The 17,999-nt window shown below is 69.0% G+C and carries 16 protein-coding genes; 7 read left to right on the top strand and 9 right to left on the bottom strand.

What is annotated here, in order from left to right:
* Nucleotides 1-12: 12 nt before the first annotated feature.
* A complete protein-coding gene (locus LXM88_RS21050) occupies nt 13-3,585 on the bottom strand; it encodes an indolepyruvate ferredoxin oxidoreductase family protein (protein WP_262537380.1) in 3,573 nt (1,190 codons plus the stop codon).
* Nucleotides 3,586-5,497: 1,912 nt separating this feature from the next.
* A complete protein-coding gene (locus LXM88_RS21055; RefSeq protein WP_262537382.1) occupies nt 5,498-6,055 on the bottom strand; it encodes a sugar O-acetyltransferase in 558 nt (185 codons plus the stop codon).
* Nucleotides 6,056-6,245: 190 nt separating this feature from the next.
* Here LXM88_RS21055 and LXM88_RS21060 point away from each other — a divergent pair, with 190 nt between their 5' ends.
* Nucleotides 6,246-6,860: a glutathione S-transferase family protein gene (locus LXM88_RS21060; protein ID WP_262537384.1), complete on the top strand. Its 615-nt coding sequence runs from the start codon at nt 6,246-6,248 to the stop codon at nt 6,858-6,860.
* A 37-nt stretch (nt 6,861-6,897) separates the two neighbouring features.
* Here LXM88_RS21060 and LXM88_RS21065 read toward each other — a convergent pair whose 3' ends face one another.
* Nucleotides 6,898-7,860 carry an ion channel gene (locus LXM88_RS21065; RefSeq protein WP_262537387.1) on the bottom strand — a complete coding sequence of 321 codons (963 nt, stop codon included), beginning with the start codon at nt 7,858-7,860 and terminating at the stop codon, nt 6,898-6,900.
* A gap of 193 nt (nt 7,861-8,053) precedes the next feature.
* Nucleotides 8,054-9,073, bottom strand: a complete 1,020-nt coding sequence (locus tag LXM88_RS21070; RefSeq protein ID WP_262537388.1) for a sulfate ABC transporter substrate-binding protein — start codon at nt 9,071-9,073, stop codon at nt 8,054-8,056.
* 452 nt (nt 9,074-9,525) lie between these two features.
* Between LXM88_RS21070 and dapA the strand changes: the two genes are divergently transcribed.
* Complete coding sequence (dapA, locus tag LXM88_RS21075; protein ID WP_262537390.1) at nt 9,526-10,419, top strand: 4-hydroxy-tetrahydrodipicolinate synthase; 894 nt, start codon at nt 9,526-9,528, stop codon at nt 10,417-10,419.
* 55 nt (nt 10,420-10,474) lie between these two features.
* Here the strand turns inward: dapA and LXM88_RS21080 are convergent, their stop codons facing one another.
* The 3 genes from LXM88_RS21080 to LXM88_RS21090 all read right to left on the bottom strand — a co-directional run bounded on the left by LXM88_RS21080 (nt 10,475) and on the right by LXM88_RS21090 (nt 12,221).
* The gene (locus LXM88_RS21080; protein WP_262537391.1) at nt 10,475-10,855 is read right to left on the bottom strand and encodes a type II toxin-antitoxin system VapC family toxin; all 381 of its coding nucleotides are present in this window, start codon (nt 10,853-10,855) and stop codon (nt 10,475-10,477) included.
* Complete coding sequence (locus tag LXM88_RS21085) at nt 10,855-11,058, bottom strand: hypothetical protein (RefSeq protein ID WP_262537393.1); 204 nt, start codon at nt 11,056-11,058, stop codon at nt 10,855-10,857. The genes LXM88_RS21080 and LXM88_RS21085 overlap by 1 nt, the downstream gene beginning before the upstream one ends.
* 113 nt (nt 11,059-11,171) lie before the next feature.
* The gene (locus tag LXM88_RS21090; RefSeq protein WP_412524120.1) at nt 11,172-12,221 is read right to left on the bottom strand and encodes a LysR substrate-binding domain-containing protein; all 1,050 of its coding nucleotides are present in this window, start codon (nt 12,219-12,221) and stop codon (nt 11,172-11,174) included.
* Nucleotides 12,222-12,327: 106 nt separating this feature from the next.
* Here LXM88_RS21090 and LXM88_RS21095 point away from each other — a divergent pair, with 106 nt between their 5' ends.
* The gene (locus LXM88_RS21095) at nt 12,328-13,599 is read left to right on the top strand and encodes an MFS transporter (protein WP_262537398.1); all 1,272 of its coding nucleotides are present in this window, start codon (nt 12,328-12,330) and stop codon (nt 13,597-13,599) included.
* A gap of 55 nt (nt 13,600-13,654) precedes the next feature.
* Here the strand turns inward: LXM88_RS21095 and LXM88_RS21100 are convergent, their stop codons facing one another.
* The gene (locus tag LXM88_RS21100; protein WP_262537400.1) at nt 13,655-14,293 is read right to left on the bottom strand and encodes a glutathione S-transferase family protein; all 639 of its coding nucleotides are present in this window, start codon (nt 14,291-14,293) and stop codon (nt 13,655-13,657) included.
* Between the two features lie 112 nt (nt 14,294-14,405).
* On the opposite strand from LXM88_RS21100, the gene LXM88_RS21105 reads away from it, so the two are divergent.
* The 3 genes from LXM88_RS21105 to LXM88_RS21115 all read left to right on the top strand — a co-directional run bounded on the left by LXM88_RS21105 (nt 14,406) and on the right by LXM88_RS21115 (nt 15,985).
* A complete protein-coding gene (locus tag LXM88_RS21105; protein ID WP_262537402.1) occupies nt 14,406-15,326 on the top strand; it encodes a LysR substrate-binding domain-containing protein in 921 nt (306 codons plus the stop codon).
* A 183-nt stretch (nt 15,327-15,509) separates the two neighbouring features.
* The gene (locus LXM88_RS21110; RefSeq protein WP_262537405.1) at nt 15,510-15,794 is read left to right on the top strand and encodes a hypothetical protein; all 285 of its coding nucleotides are present in this window, start codon (nt 15,510-15,512) and stop codon (nt 15,792-15,794) included.
* A 44-nt stretch (nt 15,795-15,838) separates the two neighbouring features.
* The gene (locus tag LXM88_RS21115) at nt 15,839-15,985 is read left to right on the top strand and encodes a hypothetical protein (RefSeq protein WP_262542892.1); all 147 of its coding nucleotides are present in this window, start codon (nt 15,839-15,841) and stop codon (nt 15,983-15,985) included.
* Between the two features lie 51 nt (nt 15,986-16,036).
* Here the strand turns inward: LXM88_RS21115 and LXM88_RS21120 are convergent, their stop codons facing one another.
* Nucleotides 16,037-16,660: an RBBP9/YdeN family alpha/beta hydrolase gene (locus tag LXM88_RS21120; protein ID WP_262537407.1), complete on the bottom strand. Its 624-nt coding sequence runs from the start codon at nt 16,658-16,660 to the stop codon at nt 16,037-16,039.
* 389 nt (nt 16,661-17,049) lie between these two features.
* On the opposite strand from LXM88_RS21120, the gene LXM88_RS21125 reads away from it, so the two are divergent.
* Complete coding sequence (locus LXM88_RS21125) at nt 17,050-17,991, top strand: 2-hydroxyacid dehydrogenase (RefSeq protein ID WP_262537410.1); 942 nt, start codon at nt 17,050-17,052, stop codon at nt 17,989-17,991.
* The last annotated feature ends 8 nt before the right edge of the window (nt 17,992-17,999 follow it).

A 17,999-nucleotide genomic window follows, 5' to 3' on the forward strand; every position in this document is an offset into this window, starting at 1 on the left:
CCCGCGTTCGCGTTACTTCGCGACGACGACCGGAATCCCCTTCAGCATCCCCGCGCCCTTCATCTCGTCGAGCGCGTGCTGCACGGCCGCGCTCGTCGCCGCATCGATGCCGAGCTGCAACGCGAGTTCGCGCTCCGCGCGCTTCACGCCGGCCAGGTTGCGCACCTTCACGTGACCGAAGCCGCGCACGCGGGCGTGCAGGTCGGCCAGTTGCGCGACCTGCGCCGCGTTGTCGGCCGTCGTCGCGGCGAGCGCACGGGCAATCGTCGTCTCGTAGTCGTCGGCGAGCGCGCGTTCCATCTTGCGCTCGACGGTGCGGCCGAACGGATCGAGCCACGTGCCGCGCAGGCTGCGCACGCGCGCCAGCATGCCGAACACCGGCCACATCCACTGACCGAACACGCGTTTCTTCGGCACGCTGCCGTCGCGGCCGGCCTTCGCGACCGTCGGCGGCGCGAGGTTGAACTTCACGCGATACGCTTGCCCCGGCACGCCTTCGAACTGCGCTTCGAGCGCCGTGCGGAATGCGTCGTCCGTGTACAGCCGCGCGACCTCGTATTCGTCCTTCACCGCGAGCAGCCGGTAGAACGTCGTTGCGACCGCGCGCGTCAGCGCATCGTCGCCCTTCGCGGCCGCCGCGTTCACGAGCGCACGGTAGCGCTCGACGTAGCGCGCGCCGCCATACGCGTCGAGACGCGCTTCGCGATCGGCGATCAGTTCGGCAAGCGTGTCCGGCGCGGCGTGCGTGGCCACCGCGTGACGCGCGTTCCACAACGCATCGAGGCCCGCCGCATCGCCGGCCGCCATCCGCCCGATCGAGAACGCGAGCTTGTTCATCGGCACCGCGACGTTGTTCAGCTCGATCGCGCGCATCATCGCGGCGAGCGACACCGGCACGAGGCCGAGCTGCCACGCGTAGCCGAGCATCAGGATGTTCGCGCCGATCGAATCGCCGAGGAACTTCGCGGCGAGCGCCTGCGCGTCGCAGCTCGACAGGTAGCCGTCGCCGGCCGCGTGATGCATCTTCTCGAGCAGCGCGTCCGCATGCAGGTTCGCATCGGGGTTCTGCACGAACGACGCGTTCGGGATCCGGTGCGTGTTGACGACGATCCGCGAACGCTCGTGACGCACCGTCTGCAGTGCTTCCGCGCTCGCGCCGACGACCATGTCGCACGCGAGCAGCACGTCGGCCTGCTGCGTGTCGATCCGCACCTGGTTCAGCCATCGGTCGTTCGCGGCGATCCGCACGAACGACAGCACCGAGCCGCCCTTCTGCGCGAAGCCCATGAAGTCGAGCACCGATGCGCTCTTGCCTTCGAGGTGCGCGGCCATGCTGATCAGCGCGCCGACCGTCACGACGCCCGTGCCGCCGACGCCCGTCACGAGCATGTCGAACGGCGCCGCATCGAGATGCGTCGCGGGCACCGGCAGCGCGTCGACGCGCGCGGCGAGCGCCGCTTCGTCGAACGCCGCGCCCGCGGCCTTCTTCAGCGCCGCGCCTTCGACCGTCACGAAGCTCGGGCAGAAGCCGTTCACGCACGAATAATCCTTGTTGCACGACGACTGGTCGATGCGGCGCTTGCGGCCGAGCGGCGTCTCGAGCGGCTCGACCGACAGGCAGTTCGACTGCACGCCGCAGTCGCCGCAGCCTTCGCACACCGCGTCGTTGATGAACAGGCGCTTGTCCGGATCGGGGAATTCGCCCTTCTTGCGGCGGCGGCGCTTCTCGGCCGCGCAGGTCTGGTCGTAGATCAGCACGGTGACGCCCGGCGTCTCGCGCAACTCGCGCTGCACCGTGTCGAGCTCGCTGCGGTGATGGAACGTCGTGCCCTTCGGGAACAGCCCGTGATGGCCATCGTACTTCTCCGGTTCGTCCGACACGACGACGAAGCGCGACACGCCTTCCGCCTCGACCTGCCGCGCGATCTGCGGCACCGAGATGCTGCCGTCGACCGGCTGGCCGCCCGTCATCGCGACCGCATCGTTGTAGAGGATCTTGTACGTGATGTTCGTTTTCGCGGCGACCGCCTGGCGGATCGCGAGGATGCCCGAGTGGAAGTAGGTGCCGTCGCCGAGGTTCTGGAACACGTGCTTCGTGTTCGTGAACATCGCGTGCGCGGCCCAGTCGACGCCCTCGCCGCCCATCTGGATCAGCCCCGTCGTGTCGCGCTCCATCCACGACGCCATGAAGTGGCAGCCGATGCCGGCCTGCGCGATCGAGCCTTCCGGCACCTTCGTCGACGTGTTGTGCGGGCAGCCCGAGCAGAAATACGGCGTGCGCTTCACCGCGTCGGCCTCGTTCGACAGGATCTGCGGCGCGACGAGATCGACGACGCGCTCGCGGCGGTCGAGCGCGGGCTTGTGGCGCGCGAGCCATTCGGCGAACACCGGCAGGATGCGCGACGGGCGCAGCTCGCCGAGTTCCGACAGCAGGCAGGCGCCGGCAGCGTCGTGCTTGCCGAGCACGCGCGGACGCGCGCCTTCCGTGCGGTTGTACAGGTAGTCCTTGATCTGCTGCTCGATGACCGGGCCTTTCTCCTCGATCACGAGCACTTCGGCGAGCCCGTCGACGAAGGTCTCGATGCGCGTCATCTCGAGCGGATACGACAGGCCGACCTTGTAGATCCGCACGCCGGCCGCGTCGAGGTCGGCCACCGTCAGGTCGAGACGGCGCAGCGCTTCCATCAGGTCGAGGTGCGCCTTGCCGCACGTGACGATGCCGACGTTCGCCTGCGCGCTCGGCGCGATCCACTTGTCGATGCTGTTGGTGCGCGCGAAATGGCGCACCGCGTCGAGCTTCGCGGCGAGGCGCGCCTCGATCGTGAGGCTCGGCAGGTCGGGCCAGCGGTTGTGCAGCCCGCCCGCCGGCGGCGTGAAGCCGGCCGGCGCCGGCCACTGCGTCTGCAGCGCGTCGAGATCGACGGTCGAACCCGACTCGACCGTTTCCGAGATCGCCTTGAAGCCGACCCAGGCGCCCGAGTAGCGCGACAGCGCCCAGCCGTACAGGCCGAATTCGAGCATGTCGGCGATGTTCGCCGGGTTCACGACCGGCATGTGCCACGCAATCATCGCGAAGTCGCTCTGGTGCGGCATCGACGACGACACGCAGCCATGGTCGTCGCCCGCGACGACGAGCACGCCGCCGTGCGGCGACGAGCCGTAGGCGTTGCCGTGCTTCAGCGCGTCGCCGGCGCGATCGACGCCCGGGCCCTTGCCGTACCACATCGCATACACGCCCTCGACCGTACGCTCGGGATCGGCCTCGACACGCTGCGTGCCGAGCACGGCCGTGCCGCCGAGTTCCTCGTTGATCGCGGGCAGGAAGCGCACGCCGCTGCCGTCGAGCAGTTTCTTCGCCTTCCACAGCTGCTGGTCGACCATGCCGAGCGGCGAGCCGCGGTAGCCGCTGACGAAGCCGGCGGTGTTGAGACCCTGTTCGGTGTCGACCGTGCGCTGCATCAGCATCAGGCGGACCAGCGCTTGCGTGCCGGTCAGGAAGATCCGGCCGCGCGTCGCGGTCAGGTTGTCGGTCAGGCGGTAGTCGGACAGGGCAGGCGTGCCGTCGATGGGCAAGCGGGCGGTCATGGGGGATGTCTCCTGATTGTGCTGTTCTGGGCTGCGCGGCGGGGCGTCGGGCGACGTGTGGGCGCCGGCAGCGAATGGCTCTATTTTTTCGCGCGCAGACGAGAATGTTTTTTCTCATCTTGCTCGGACGGGCCCGCTGTGAGAAAAACTGCGCAGCTTTTTACCGGGATTTGAGAGAGTTTTCGCGCGCGGTGGCGGAGCGGGATGGGCGGGGTGTCGGGACGGCCGGGTGGGTTGCCGGAACCACCGGTGCGGGTGCGCAAGCAACCGGCCGGCGCGCCGGTGGGCGCTCGCGCCCCGTGCGACAAGGGTTTCGGCGGCTGGAGGCGGTCACCCTCACCATTGGAATACACAGCGTTCCGATTGGTCGGGAGCGCGGGATGTCCACAATGCCGCGCCCTTCGGCCGATCGGGCTCGCGCGCTCACCGTTCGAATGCACAGCGTTTCGAGTGGCGTCGGGGCCGGGATGTCCACATCCGCAATCGGTATCCGGTTCGATCGGGCGCCGACGCTCACCGTTGAAATTCACAGCGTCGCAAGTGGGTTTCGGGGGAGGATATCCACATCGGCATCGGCCGATTTCGTCGATCCGCGATTCATCCTCACCGATCGAATGCACAGGACCGCGAGTGGGTTCGCCGGCCGGATATTCACACCGGAACACGCGCGCTGCGCAATCGCAGGCCCGCACTCACCGTTGAAATACACAGGGCTTCAAGTGGCTGCGGTGGTAGTTGTCCACCGCCCGAACCGGCTCCGCCGTCCGGTCTCGGGCGCCCCTCACCGTCGGAAACCACAGCGCTTCGAGTGACTGCGGCGGCAGTTGTCCACCGCCCGAACGGGCTGTGCCGTCCGGTCTCGGGCATACGCTCACCGTTGAAAAACACGGCGCTTCGAGTGGCCGCAGCGGCAGTTTTCCACGCTCGGGCCGGCTCCGCCGTCCAGCCACGTACGCACCCTCACCGTCGAAAACCACAGCGCTTCGAGTGGCTGGAGAGACGGATATCCGCACGAGTGCGAATCCGTTGATCGGCCTTGAAAGTGCGTTTCCGAGGGCCACGACGGCCGAGAGTCCACGCCGGGATCGGCTCGCCGTCCGATCGGGCGTCGACTCTCACCTTCGAAATACACAGTGCCGCGAGTCGTCTCGTCAGCCGGATATCCACACCGGAATCCGCGTTGCCTTCGATCGCGCGCGCTCACACGAGCCTGAAATGTGCGGCGCTTCAGACGGCGTTGTCGGCCGACCGGCCGCGTCTTGACCGGCTGCTCGCGGAGAGCGCACTCACGCTCACCATTGAATTGCGCAGCGCGTCGAGTCGCTTGAGAAGGTTGGAACGCGCAATGAAATCTGTTCGTTGCGAACCACACAGCCCCGCTCACCGTTAGAATGCACGGCCCTGCGATTGGCTTCCGGAGCCGGAGCGCACATCGCCACGCACTCGCGGTTCGGTCACGCATGCGCGCGTTCGGCTAGAATGCGCGGCGCTCCGAATCGCACCAAAGGTCGGGAAGCCGCGCCAGCGCAGGCGCGTCGCGTAGTCGGGCGCCGACACTCACCGCTGAATTTCACAGCATTTCTCGTCGTCCCGTGGGTCGGTTATCCACAACCCTCTTCATGCATTGCGCGGCATCCGGTCATCCTCACCGGTGAAATGCACAGGGCGGCGAGTCGTTTCGATGCGCGGATATCCACAACGGATCGTGCGAAGAAACGTTCGTCGGCACATCGTCGAAGGCGATCTGCGCATCGACTCGCTGCATTCGGGCGACAGCCGGAAAGCCTTGTCCGGACAGCCTCGGCGGCACCCTCACCATTCAAATGCACAGCGTTTCGAGTCGCCTTGGCGGTGAGTTGTCCACATCCGTCCCATTGCGCTGACTCAAGCCGACATGCGCTCCCGGGCAACCTCACTCGGCAATCGAACGGATGACCGTTGCCGGATTGCCGCCGACCAGCGTATTCGGCGGAATGTCCCTGGTGACGACGGCCCCGGCCGCGACGACCGAATTCTCGCCGACCGTCACGCCGCCGATGATCGTCGCGCCGGCGCCGATCCACACGTTCCGTTCGATCGTGATCGGCTTCGCGACAACGAAATCGCGCCGCCGGGAAGGTTCGACCGGATGGCCGGACGTGATGAGGCTGACGTTCGGTCCGATCATCACGTCGTCGCCGATCTCGAGCCCGCCCAGGTCGTAGAACGTGCAGTTCTGGTTGACGAACACGTTGCGCCCGATCTTCATGCCGGCACCGCCCGTTGCATGGAACGGCGGGATCAGCACGAAGCCGTCGTCCACCTGCGTGCCGATCAGTTCGCTGAACAACGCGCGAACGTCTGCCGCGTCGTCGAACGTCAGGCGATTGAGCCGCGCGGTGATCGCCATCGCTCGCTTGACCTCGGCCACCATGGCCCCCGATTCCGGCGTTCTTCGCGGAATGATCGTGGTGCGATCGTCGTTTGCCATTCGTTGCTTGTCTCCGTGCACGGTCGAACCGGCGGTGCATCGCAGTCGTGCTGATCTGCACCGAGATTCTTGACTAGAAATCATGACTAGTGTCTATATAACTAGTTATTCATTAAACCCCTGCCGAAGCCGCGTTGCTCGGGTACGCTTGAGCATCCACCGGACCACCTGCACCAAACGCGGAGGCGCGATGAAGCTCTACTACTGGCCGAAGACCCGGGCATTCCGGGCGTTGTGGATGCTCGAGGAAATCGGCGTGGTGTACGAACTCGTGCCGATCGACCTGCGCTCGCACGAACAGGGCAGCGACGCGTTCGTGCAGGTCAATCCGATGGCCAAGCTGCCCGCGCTCGACGACGGCAGCGCGCCGTTCGCCGAATCGGGCGCCGTGCTGCTCTATCTCGCCGACCGCTGCCCGGGCGCCGGGCTCGGCGTCGCGCCCGGCGATCCGCTGCGCGGCCGCTTCCTGCAATGGATGTTCTTCACGCCGACCTGCCTCGAACCGGCGATGGCCGAGAAATTCACGGGCGCGTCGGGCAACCCGGTCGCGTTCGGCTGGGGCAACATCACGCGCGTGCAGCGCGCACTCGCGCAGACGCTCGCCCATAGCCCCTGGCTCGTCGGCGACCGCTTCACCGCGGCCGACCTGTTGCTCGCCAGCACGCTGAAGATCGCGTTCGACGCGCATCTGCTGCCGCACGAAGGCGTGCTCGGCGACTACGTCGCGCGAGCCGAGGACCGCGACGCGTTCCGCCGCGCGGTCGCGATCGAACAACGCGAAGCGGCGCGTCTGCTGCACGCGTGACGCCTGCGGGGCGGCGCGCGCCGCCCCTCGAACCCACCTACGCAGCCGGCCCCTGCGCCGCGGCGCCGGCTTCGACCACCACGCCCGGCGAACCGCGCTCGTCGGTATCGGTGTCGACCGGCACGACCTCGTGAAAATGCGTGTAGTCGATGTGCGTGATGCCGTCTTCGTCGTGCATCAGGTCGACATAGCGGTGACGCCAGCGAATCTCCCCATGCGCCCATGAGTGACGCGCCTGCATGACCTGCGCGGTCGTCTCGTCCGAACCCTCGATCGTGATCAGCAACGACGCGTCGCGCGCGGCGAGCGATTCGGGCGTCTCGCCGAACAGCGCGCTCGATTCGTCGATCACGTGCATCAGGTTCCAGCCGAGCAGGAAGATCGGATGCTCGCTGCGCACGAGCGGCAGGTCGTGGATCTTGCGCAGCGAGTAGCCCTCGTGCGTGCCTTCGACACGCATCAGCCGCAATTTCGCCTGCGCCTCGGCAATCACGTTCTGGCGCGCATTCGCGGCGCGCACCATCAGCGTCATCCGGCCGTTCAGCGGCCGCACGATCGCGTAGCGCGCAAACAGGATCTTCGCCTGCGGCCGGGAAAACCGCGCGAACACGAGCCCCGTGGCCAGCGCGATGCTCGACATCCCGACGAAGATCTCGAACGTCGCGACCATGTGCGCATAAAGGGTCTGCGGATGCATGTCGCCGTAGCCGACGGTCGCGAGCGTCTCGACGCTGAAGAAGAACGCGCCGCCGAACCCGGCCGGCGACTGGTTCGCGATCGGCGCGCGGCCGAGCATGTAGAGCGTCGCGAAGCCGCCGTTGAGCAGCAGGAACACCATCGCGAGCGACAGGAAGAACACGGGCCAGCTCACCGTCAGCGCGCGGTGATAGAAATCGCGCCAGCCGAGCGGCGGCATCCCGTACGCGATCACCGGGCGGGTGCCCGACCAGATCTTGCGGCCACGGCCGCGGGAGGCTGGGGAGGACGAATCGACGTTCATCGCGCGGTGCCGGTTGCAGGGAGGCGACGAGCGTAGCACGCGCGGCGGCGGCCGGGAATGCGTGCCGGTTCGGAATGGAAATTTGCTGCGCCTCCGGACGCGTGCGGCCACGCAGCGACGAAAAAAAACCGGCCGCATGAAAGCGGCCGGCTGCATCGTCATCGTGCGGACAAGCGCGCGATACGCGCCGCTATCACTTCCGGTCGACGATCACCTGGTCGAACGTGCCGCCGTCGGCGAAATGGGTCTTCTGCGCGTTCGCCCAGCTACCGAAAACCTGCTCGACGCTGAACGTCTTCAGCGCCTTGAACTCGGCCGCATGCTTCTTCAGCACGTTCGCGTCGCGCGGGCGCAGATGGTGCTGCGCGATGATCTCCTGCGCTTCCGGCGTGTACAGGTAGTCGAGATACGCCTGCGCGACCTTGCGCGTGCCCTTCTTGTCGACGACCTTGTCGACAACGGCGACGGGCGGCTCCGCGAGGATGCTCGCCGACGGATACACGGCGTCGAACTGCGCGCCCGACGCGCCCGTGTCCATCAGCGCGACTTCGTTCTCGAACGTGACCAGCACGTCGCCGATGCCGCGCTGCGTGAACGTCGTCGTCGCGCCTCGACCGCCCGAGTCGAGCACCGGCACGTTGCGGAAGATCGCCTTCTCGAAGTCGAGCGCCTGCTGGTCGGTCGCGCCCTTCTGCTTCTGGAAGCCCCACGCGGCGAGATACGCGTAGCGGCCGTTACCCGACGTCTTCGGGTTCGCGATGATCACCTGGACGCCCGGCTTCGCGAGATCGCTCCAGTCCTTGATCGCCTTCGGGTTGCCCTTGCGCACGAGGAACACCATCGTCGTCGAGTACGGCGAGCTGTTGTCCGGGAAACGCGCGCGCCAGTCCTTCGGCAGCAGCTGGCCGCGCTCGGCGAGCAGGTCGATGTCGTTCGGCTGGTTCATCGTCACGACGTCGGCCTGCAGCCCCTGCAGCACCGACAGCGCCTGCGCGCTCGACGCGCCGTGCGACTGCTTGAGCGCAACCGTCTCGCCGGTCTTCTGCTTGTAGGCGGCGGCAAAGCTCGCGTTGATGTCCTTGTACAGTTCGCGCGTCACGTCATACGACACGTTCAGGATCGACGTGTCCGCGTGCGCGGCCGTCGCCGCCACGACCAGCGCCGCCGCCGCGCCCGTGTGCAGCCAGCGGCCGATCCCCTTGATGCTTGCCATCGTGATATGCCCCGTTTCCAGTGGTGGTGAATGTGCGTGACGGCACGCGTACGCGCTGTCATCGAAACGTAAGCGGGCATTCTAGCGGCCGGGCGCGGCGCGCTTTCCAATCAGTCGTGGAAAGCAAATCTCGAATCCTGCTAAACGGCGGCGGACGCTCGCGCACGCGTCCGATCCGGTGTTAAGATCGCCGTTCAGCCCATTTCACGGTTCATCCATGTCCGCTGCCCTGCGCTCGCAGTCGATCCTTGCCGCCATCGCGGCAGGTGCGCGCGCGGCCGGGCTGAAACTGAAAAAACGACTCCTCGACTGACGGGGACGTCGCGTCCCGTCAGGCGAATGCCGGACGGGATGCCCGCAGGTCGTTTCTTTCTCCTTGCCCGCATGCCTCGTTCCGGCACTCCGCCGGCGGAACGGTTTCCTCCCACTCCGTTTCCACCATGAGGCTTTGCATGCACACACGTTTCGAAGGTATCTGGCTGCCGATCATCACGCCGTTCCACCACGGCGAAGTCGACCATGCGGCACTCGCGCGGCTCGCGCGCCACTATGCGGCCGCGGGTATCGCGGGCTTCGTCGCGGGCGCGACGACCGGTGAAGGCGTGCTGCTCGACGCGCGCGAACAGGACGCCGTGTTCGCGACGCTGCGCGACGCGGCGCCTGGCCTGCCGATCGTCGTCGGGTTGACCGCGAGCGCGACGCATTTCGCGGCCGCCCGCGCGCGCGAACTCGCCGCGCTGCGGCCCGACGGGCTGCTCGTCACGCCGCCCGTCTACGTACGGCCGACGCAGGACGGCATCCGCCGCCATGTCGAGGCGATCGTCGAGGCGGCCGACCTGCCCGTGCTCGTCTACAACATCCCGTATCGCACCGGCGTGACCGTCGAACTGGACACGCTGCAGGCGCTCGCGCGCGACCCGCGTGTCGCGGGCATCAAGGAATGCGGCGGCACGCTCGACCGGATGAGCCGGCTCGTGCACGACACGCCGCTCGCGATCCTGTCCGGCGACGACAACCAGAACTTCGCGGCACTGTGCGCCGGCGCGCACGGCGCGATCGCGAGCAGCGCGCACGTGCTGCCCGAATGGCACGTGCGCATCCATGCGCTGCTGCGCGACGGGCGGCTCGCCGAGGCGCGGCGCCTGTCGGTCGCGCTGCAGCCGCTCGTCGCGGCACTGTTCGCGGAACCGAACCCGGCGCCGGTGAAGGCCGTGCTGGCCGCGCAAGGATGGTGCGAGGACGGGTTGCGGCTGCCGTTCGTGCCGGCGAGCGAGGGATTGCGGGAGCGGCTGGCAGCCATCTGCGCGGCACTCGACGAAATCGAGCCGAACGTCGCGGCGGCATAGGCTGCTGCGCCGCATCGGGCGCTGGCGCCGGGTGAATCTCGACCCGGAGACTATTTCAAACTGTCAGAACCAGAGACAGGCCATACCGTGCAAGAAGGACGTCGGCAGTCACGAGCTGAAGCGGTTCGTGCCGCGCCTGCGCGACCAGCAAGCGATCGAACGGATCGCGATGGTGGTGCGGCAAATCACGGACTGCGGCCCCATGCACGGCCCGAACCGGCAGCTCGCGAATCCCGCTTGCGCCGATCGAGCGGACCAGCTTGCCCACGTCGATATCGAGCTTTCCCAGGCCGGCCTTGATGGCGGCTTCCCAGATACTCGCGCTGCTGACGAAACGTTCGTCGGCAGCCGAGATCAGTCTGCGCGCCCGTGCGCTGAGCCTCGGGTCATTGGTCACGATCCACAAGAAGATGTGCGTATCGAGCAACAGCCGCATCAGCGCCCTTCGAAAGCATCCAGCAGGTAATCGGGAAGCGGAGCGTCGAAGTCGTCCGCGATCCAGGCCTGCCCTTGCAGGACGCCGAACCGAACGGGTTGCGTGGCAGGCGCGAATCGATCGGCTGACGCCCCTTCGCCGAGGACCGGGGCGTCAGCCCATGGATCGCTCCCGCCAGCGTCGGGAATGTTCGCGTTTTGCATGATGACCTCCGTTACAGGTGACCATCACTGTAGTCAGGTTCGCGCGATCGATCCATTCGACCGATCGGCAGATGGGCTGCCGAGTCACCGCGCCGCGGCAATCGCACGTTTCGTCAGGCCGCCACCGCCACCGCCCCCTCCGCCGCGCCCCGCACCGCCTGCGTGACGATCCGCGCGAGCCGGTCGACGGTCGGCGTCGCCGACGACGTGCGCCGCAGCAGGATCAGCGGCAGGCTCGGCAGTTCGGGCAGCCCGAACGAAGCCGCATCGAGCACGCGTACCGACGCGGGCAGCCCGAAATGCGAGCGCACCGTCAGCCCGAGGCCGGCCGCCGCCGCGGCCCATAGTCCGGCAAGACTCGGCGTCGTGAATGCGACGCGCCACGGCACGCCCGCGCGGTCGAGCGCATCGGTCGCCGCGCCGAAGAACCGGCACGGCCGGTCGAACACGACGAGCGGCAGCGGCTCGCCAGGCGCGCGCACCGCACGGCCGCCCGCTTCTCCCGCATCGCCTCCTGCACCGTCTTCCCCACCGCCGTCCGGCATACCGAACCCGCCCGCGCCCGCCGCACCGACCCATTGCATCGGCACCTGCGCGATCGCTTCGCCGTCGATCCCCGCCCGCGACACGAGCGCCGCCGACGCCGGGTCGCCCCACACGAGCGCGAGATCGAGCTGGTTCGCATCGAGCCGGTCGAGCAGCTCGGCATTGCGTGCCACGCGCGCCTCGATCCTCACCTTCGGATGCGCGCGCGCAAACCGCCCGAGCACGTCGGGCAGGATCGCCTCGCCGAAATCCTCCTGCAGCCCGACACGCACCCAGCCATCGAGATTCACGCCGCGCACGGCCGCGGCCGCCTCGTCGTTCAGTTCGATCATCCGCCGCGCATAGCGCAGCATCGCGTCGCCGGCATCGGTCAGCGCGAGCCCGCGCCCGGCTTTCACGAACAGCGGCGTGCCGGCCTGCTCCTCGAGCTTGCGGATCTGCGCGCTCACCGCCGACGACGAGCGCGCGACGCGGTCGGCCGCCTTCGCGAAACTGCCGAGATCCACACCCGCGACGAGGCTGCGCAGCGCCGCCACGTCGAAGTTGGGCCGGGCCTGCACGGCATCGGCCATTGCGAGCGGCTCGCCGCCGCCACGGGGAAGGTCTTGTCCGGACACGTCAACCATCCTGTTTTATCGAACGATTCATTAAAAACTTTCCGATTTTCAGGATGAATGTAGGCCGCCAGACTGTCGATGTCAATTTCCAACCGGGCCTGCCGCCATGGATACCACCTGCATCGCTTCCCCCACCTCGCCCGCCCGCGACGCGCGCGGCCCGGCCCACCGCTGGCGCGTGCTGGCGGCCGGCGTCGCCGCGAACATGAGCTTTTCGGCCGCCGCGGCCGGCATTCCGACCACGGCCGTGTGGATGCGTACGGCCTATCACCTCGACAACGGCGCGCTCGGCCTCGTGCTCGGCGCGCTCGGCTTCGGCGTCGCGCTGTCCGAGTTGCCGTGGGGCATGGCCGCCGACCGCTTCGGCGATCGTCGCGTGCTGCTGACCGGGCTCGTCGCGACGGCCGCGATGCTCGCGCTGATGGTGTGCACGATCGTCCCGACCGCGCACGCGGTGCCGCCGCTGATGCGCGTCGTCGCGGCGATGAGCTGTGTCGGCCTGCTTGGCGGCAGCGTAAACGGGTCGAGCGGGCGCGCGGTGATGCGCTGGTTCGGCGAGCGCGAACGCGGGCTCGCGATGAGCATCCGCCAGACGGCCGTGCCGCTCGGGGGCGGCGTCGGCGCCGCGCTGCTGCCGTCGCTCGCGTCGCATCTGGGCTTCGCCGCGGTGTTCGGTGCGCTGATGCTGTTGTGCGCGGGATCGGCTGCGCTGACCTGGCGCTGGCTGCATGAGCCGCCCGCCGCGCCGGCCGCCGTGCATGGCACCGTGCATCGTCCCGTCGAACAGCAGCAACCCGCCCCGCATGCGCGCGGCCCGCTCGCGAGCGGCCGCGTGTGGCGCATCGTGCTCGGCATGGGCCTGCTGTGCGCGCCGCAGTTCGCGGTGCTCACGTTCGCGACGGTGTTCCTGCACGACTTCGGCCGGCTCGGCCTCGCCGGCATCAGCGCGGCGATGGTCGCGCTGCAACTCGGCGCGATGGTGATGCGCGTCTGGAGCGGCCGTCATACCGACCGGCACGGCAACCGGCGCGCGTACCTGCGCGGTTCGGTGCTCGTCGCGGCCGGATCGTTCGCGCTGCTTGCAGCCGCAACGGCCGGCAGCCCGCACGTGCCGCTCGCGGCGATCGTCGCGATTCTCGTGTTCGCGGGCATCTGCGTCTCCGCATGGCACGGCGTCGCGTACACGGAACTCGCGACGCTCGCGGGCGCGAACCACGCGGGCACCGCGCTCGGGATGGCGAACACGATCGTCTACCTCGGGCTGTTCGCGACGCCGCTCGCGATTCCGCCGCTGCTCGCCGTCAGTTCGTGGAGCGTGGTCTGGCTCGCGACCGCGCTGATCGCCGGCGCGACCTATCCGCTGTTCGCCGTGCGCTAGCGGCCGCGCGTCGCACGCGGGCGGCGCCGCCCAGACAGCGACGCCCGCGCATCCGTCAGCCCGCCTCGCGCGCCAGCGCACGCCGCGCAGCCGGCCGTTCGGCCTCGCGCTGCGCATGGGCCGTCCACGCAGGATGCCGCGTCATGTCGAGTCCGATCGCGACACCCCAGCGATACAGCACGAACAGGAACGGATCGACGATCGAATGCGCGCCCGGTTCGGCCCACGGGCGGCCGTCGGCGAGCGCGGCTTCGATCGTCTCGTTCGCTGCCTCGATCGTGCCGCGCCCGTGCGTGCTGACCGCACCGTGCAGCGCCGGATCGCCGATGAAGCGGCCCGGCCGCCACAGCGCGCCGTAGCCGACACCATGCACCCAGCCGACCAGCCAGGCGAGCCATTCGTGGCACCGCGCCTCGCGCAGCGGATCGTCGAGCGGCAGCAATTGCGCATCCGGATAACGGCGCGCGAGATACGTGAGGATCGCCGGCGTTTCGGTGAGCACGCGCGGCTCGCCCGGAATCGCGAGCACGGGCACGCGCGCCTTCGCGTTGATCGCGAGATAGCGCGCTTCGAGGTTCTGCTGTTTCTGCACGGAGACGATCTCGACGTCGAACGGCGCGCCGGTTTCCTCCAGTGCGATGTGAGCGGCAAGCGAGCAGGCGCCCGGCGAAAGATAGAGACGATATGCGTTCATGTAGATGTGGCCCGACGGGTCTGTGGAAGACGGAACCGAGTGTAGGAACGCGTGGCCGGGTGCCGCAAACGATGAATTGTCGTGCTCGGACATTAGTGTTACTAATACCCGCATGCGACGCATCCACCTCCCTCCGCTGCAGACGCTGCGCGCGTTCGAGACCGCCGTGCGGCTGCAGAGCTTCACGCGCGCGGCCGACGCACTCGCGCTCACGCAAGGCGCGGTCAGCCAGCACATCCGCACGCTCGAGGCGCATCTGGGCTATCCGCTCTTCACGCGCGAGCGCAACGGCGCGACACCGACGCACGCCGCGCACGCGCTCGCGCTGCAGGTGCGCCAGGGCCTGAGCGTGCTCGAACGCGCATTCGAGCCTGCACTCGCCGTGCGCAGCCGCACGCGCATCTGCGACGTCACGCTGGACGTCAGCGTGCTGCCGAGCGTCGCCGAGCGCTGGCTCGCGCCGCGCCTGCCGCGCTTCGCGGCCGCGCATCCGCATATCGCGATCGCGCTGCACCCGGACGTGGCGCTCGCGCCGCTGCGCAAGCGCGACCGCATCGACGTCGCGCTGCGCTACGGGCCCGGCACGTGGCCAGGTGTCGTCGCAGAGAAGCTGATGAACGAAACGGTCTTTCCGGTCGCGAGCCCCGCATACCGCAATCGCGACGGCGTCGCGCCGCGCGCGCCGGCCGATCTCGTGCGCGCGACGCTGCTGCGCCATCCCGCGCAGCCGTGGGAGCCGTGGTTCCAGGCCGCGCGGCTCGACCTCACCGAATCCGCGCGCGCGCCGCGCTTCACCGATGCGAACGCGCTGATCGACGCGACGCTGAAAGGGCGCGGCGTCGCACTCGCCCGCCGCTCGCTGATCGAGCCCGAACTCGCGGCCGGCACGCTCGTGCGCGTGTCGACGGTGCGCGTGACCGACGTGTATGCGCACTACGTCGTGTGGCGCCCCGGCCATCCGCACGAAGCAGCGATCCGCACCTGGCTCGACTGGCTGCGCAGCGAAGTGCGGCGCAGGACGCCGCGGCGCTGACAGGCGGTGGTCGGCGATGGCCGCATGCCGGCTGCATGCACTCACGCACGCGTACGAAAGCAGTTCGTCGGTTTGACGAAAGCATTTCGCGATCGCGCACCGGTCGCAAACGATTCACCGAAACGTCGCATCGCATCGGCATACTCGAAAACGTTTCCCGATCAGCCTGCCAGGAGAGAAGTCATGCGTCGCGTTTCCGTCGTCGTCGTTCTTTGTGCCGCCGCTTTCGTCGCCGCCTGCAGCGACGACGCACCGCACGACGCGCACGCGGCCGATGCTTCGCAGCGGGCCGGCGCATCGAGCGGCTCGGCCAGCGCGTTCAACAGCGATGCCGCCGCGAACGCCGCCGCGTCCGATGCCGCCCCGCTCGCGCCGCCCGTCGTGCACTACCCGCCCGATGACGACGACGACGCGAAGCCCGCGACGAACGCGGCCGCGTCGGCCACCGCGGCATCTTCGCCGAGCTGATCGCACCGCTTCCGCCCCTCGACTGCAGAACAGAGGTGGACAACATGCCGTCAGCGAGCCGCCAATGGTATGACGTGACGGTGAGCGACGGCGCGAACGGCACGTTCTCGCGCCGTTTCGCGGGCCACGTCGAGAACGGCCGGCCGAGCTATTCGGACCCGGCCGCGGTGCAGCCCGTCTCCGCGTCGTAGGCGCGACGGCGTGGGATGGCGCGGCAGCCGCCGCGCAGCGTGCGCTGCCCGTCAGACCGCGTGCGCGAGCGCGCGGTCGACGAGCGCGGCGTCGAAGTCGTCGTCCGTATCGCGAAAGCGCAGCGGCGCCGCGCAATGGACAAGCGTGTCGACGAAGTACTTCGCGCGTGGCCACGGCCCGAAGCCGGCCGCCGTATTGATGTGCCCGGCGTCGCCGAGGTTCACGAACGCGCTGCCCAGGCGCTGCGCGAGCGTGCGCGCATCGGCGAGCGGCATCCACGGATCGGTCTCGCTGCCGATCACGATCGACGGCACCACGAGCCGGCGCGCATCGAACGGCCCGGCAAACGTGAATTTCTTCGGACTGGCGGGCGCGACGAACAGCACGCCCGCGACCTCGCCCGCATGCGGCCACTGCGCAAGTGCATGCGCGGCCGCGAGGCAGCCGAAGCTGTGCGCGGCGAGCACGAACGGGCCGCGCTCGCGATCGAGCAGCGCGCGCACGGACCGGGCCCAGCGCGCGAGATCGGGCGCGTCCCAGTCGTCCTGCTCGACGCGCAGCGAGCGCGGGAACTGCCGCTCGAGCCAGGTCTGCCAGTGGGCGCCTTCGCTGCCGTGCAGGCCCGGAACGGTGACGAGCCGCGGCGGCCACGCCGATTTGCTGCATGCGCGCATGATTGCCCTCGCTTGCTTGAAGACGAGTTTCGATTGTGGCGCGCGGCGCCCGGCGGCCGAACCAATATTTTGTGCTTTGCTTGTGCGCGGGCCGGCCATCCGGGGGCGGCCGTCCGCCGGACGACGACCCGGGGCCGGCCCCCCGGAGCCGGAGCCGGCAGCCCGGCTCCGACCCGCGCCGGGCGGCCGGCCCGCACGGCGGCGCAATATGCCGCGAAACCGTAGAATGTGGGCTTCCCGTCAGCTTCACACCGAACCGGGCCGGGCGCCGACGCGCCGGGCCCGGCCGCCAGGAGACGCCCGATGTCCGCTACGCCCGCCGGCGCGCTGCGCCCGGCCCCGCTCGCCGTTCCGGTGACGCGCCTCGCCGGCGCGCGCGCAGTCACGCAATGAAGATCCTGTTCTATTCGCCGCACCAGGAAGCCGGCGCGTGGCGCGACGAGATCGCGCACGCGCTGCCGGAAGCCGAGCTGCGCGCATGGCAGCCGGGCGACGCGGCCGCCGCCGACTACGCACTCGTGTGGCGCGCGCCGCGCGAATTCTTCGCGCCCCGCGACGGCCTGCGCGCGATCTTCAACCTCGGCGCGGGCGTCGATGCGCTGCTCGCACTCGACCGCGCGCATCCGGGCACGCTGCCCGCGCACGTGCCGCTCGTGCGGCTCGAGGATTCGGGCATGGCGCAGCAGATGGTCGAATACGTGATGCACGCGGTGCTGCGCTACCTGCGCCGTTTCGACGAATACGACGCGCAGCAGCGCGAGCGCCGCTGGCAGCCGCTCGAACCGCATCCGCGTGCAACGTTCACCGTCGCCGTGCTCGGCCTCGGCGTGCTCGGCGCGCAGGTTGCGCTCGCGCTCGCCGCGCTCGGCCTGCCCGTGCGCGGCTACAGCCGCAGCGCGAAGCAGCTCGACGGCATCGCGACCTTCGCCGGCGACGGCGCGTTCGACGCGTGCATCGACGGCGCGAAGGTGCTCGTCAACCTGCTGCCGAGCACGCCCGACACCGACGGCATCCTGTCGTCGCGCGCGTTCGCGCGGCTCGCGTCCGGCGCGTACGTCGTCAACGTCGCGCGCGGCGCGCATCTCGTCGAGGCCGACCTGCTCGACGCGCTCGCGAGCGGCCGGATCGCCGCGGCGACGCTCGACGTGTTCCAGCACGAACCGCTGCCGGACGACCATCCGTTCTGGCGCGCGCCGCGCATCACGATCACGCCGCACAGCTCGGCCGAGACGCTGCGCGCGGAGGCCGTCGAGCAGATCGCCGGCAAGATTCGCGCGTTCGAGCGCGGCGAACCCGTCGGCGGCATCGTCGACTACGCGCGCGGTTATTGAATTCCGCC

The organism is Burkholderia sp. S-53 (genome assembly GCF_025560745.1).
Classification (GTDB): Bacteria; Pseudomonadota; Gammaproteobacteria; order Burkholderiales; family Burkholderiaceae; genus Burkholderia; species Burkholderia pyrrocinia.